Annotated in this window: 1 protein-coding gene and 1 pseudogene; one reads left to right on the top strand and one right to left on the bottom strand. The window is 42.6% G+C overall.

The genetic code is table 11. The features are described from left to right. The coding region (locus tag GBH70_RS16330; protein WP_151682005.1) for an SH3 domain-containing protein at positions 1-1354 on the top strand (1354 nt) is incomplete at its 5' end. 45 nt (positions 1355-1399) lie between these two features. Here the strand turns inward: GBH70_RS16330 and GBH70_RS17035 are convergent. Continuing rightward, positions 1400-1762 (bottom strand): annotated as a pseudogene (locus tag GBH70_RS17035) (hypothetical protein); the annotation flags it as partial.

Genomic DNA, 1762 nt, shown 5'->3' on the forward strand with positions numbered 1-1762 from the left:
TCCCGGTTCCCATCTCCTGCTCCGGCAGAAGGCTTCAACGAACAGCGCGATCCTTGCCAGCCTTTCAAGAGGGACAAGCGTAAAAGTCCTTTCCACTTCCGGATCTTGGGCAAAAGTAACGGTGAGTAGTAAAACCGGGTATGTCCATGCGGATTATCTTTCTTCTTCGAAAGTGTCCACATCAGGTTCCACAAGCAGTTCTTCTGCTGCCAAAACCGTTACTAAATATGTCAATGTCGATCCCGGATCAAGCTTAAACATGCGAACATCACCATCCACTTCTGCTTCCATTATTACCAAACTGGCAAGCGGAACAGTTGTGCAGGTTTTATCAGAAGCAAACGGATGGGCAAAAGTAACGGCCTTCGGAAAGACGGGATATGTCAGTGCACAATATTTATCATCTGCAGAACCTTTACAGGGGAAATCCATTTCAAAAAACTATCAATCTTATGGAATTTCTTTAAATGAAATGGTGAACATAGAGATGAAGGCAAACCCACAAACGGATAAAAAATACAGTACATATATCCGCTCAGATGCTTTAATTGTGGATAGCAAAACAAATCCTAAAAAAGGTGTTGTAGTGGGCTCCAACTGGAACATTAGAGGCGGGGCAGGTACCAATTATTGGGTTGTCGGGAAAGTTTCAAACGGTTCAACTCTGCAAATCCTTGGGACTGTAAAAGGAACAGACGGAAAAACATGGTATAAAGTCTCCTACAATAAAACATGGGTGAACGCAAGCCCCGAAGACGTCAAATACTATGTGAACCCGGCAAATTTTGAAAATGATCCGGTTCAGTGCTTCCAATTTCTTAAATTAACGCAAACAGCTAATGTGGATAAAGATGAAATTAACGAAAAAGTTTTAGCAGGAAAAGGTATATTGGCTGGAAAAGCGGAAAGCTTTATTACGGCTAGCAAACTGTCAGGCGTAAATGAACTCTATTTAATTTCTCATGCCCTGCTGGAAACCAAGAATGGGACTTCCGAACTGGCTAATGGTGTTCAATATAAAGGCCGGACCGTATATAATATGTACGGGATCGGGGCCTATGACGGTTCGGCAGTCACGAGCGGTGCAGCGTATGCTTATAATCAAGGCTGGTTTACGCCGGAAGCAGCCATTATCGGGGGTGCTAAGTTTATTGAAAGCAATTATCTGAAAAACGGCCAAGATACTTTGTATAAGATGAGATGGAATCCAAGCGCAGCTGTGTCGACACGCACCGCTTCGCACCAGTATGCAACTGATATCGGCTGGGCGTCCAAACAAGTCAGCAGCATCTATAATCTTTACAGTTTGCTTGATTCCGGCCAAATTATATTGGATATTCCTAAATATCAATAATCTGTCATATAATCGAGTAGGAGAGGGTGACTGGCCCCCGTCCTCTCACACCACCGTACGTACGGTTCCGTATACGGCGGTACAATCAAATAAATGACGCTTGTCACAATACTTTTCATACAGGCTTTTCAGCCCTTGGCGATTCCAGTAGGAGTTGCCAAGGGCTTTGTGTAAAATTGGGCTGTTAGAGATTCTCCAATATGCCATCCTTGAATTTCCCCACTCATATGCTTCATGTTGGGGCACTCCTAATTGGATCAGCTTCTTGATCTTCGTTTTTGGTTTCTTCCATTGTTGTGAATTTCCACATAATTTCAGATTGTGACTTTCATAGTATTCCAGATGTATAATATTCAATGTATGAGTAAAACGTTTACGGGGAGTAGATAAATTTAGGAATATTCTAAT

Origin of the sequence: Weizmannia acidilactici (assembly GCF_008974225.1) — a bacterium.
GTDB lineage: Bacteria > Bacillota > Bacilli > Bacillales > Bacillaceae_C > Weizmannia > Weizmannia acidilactici.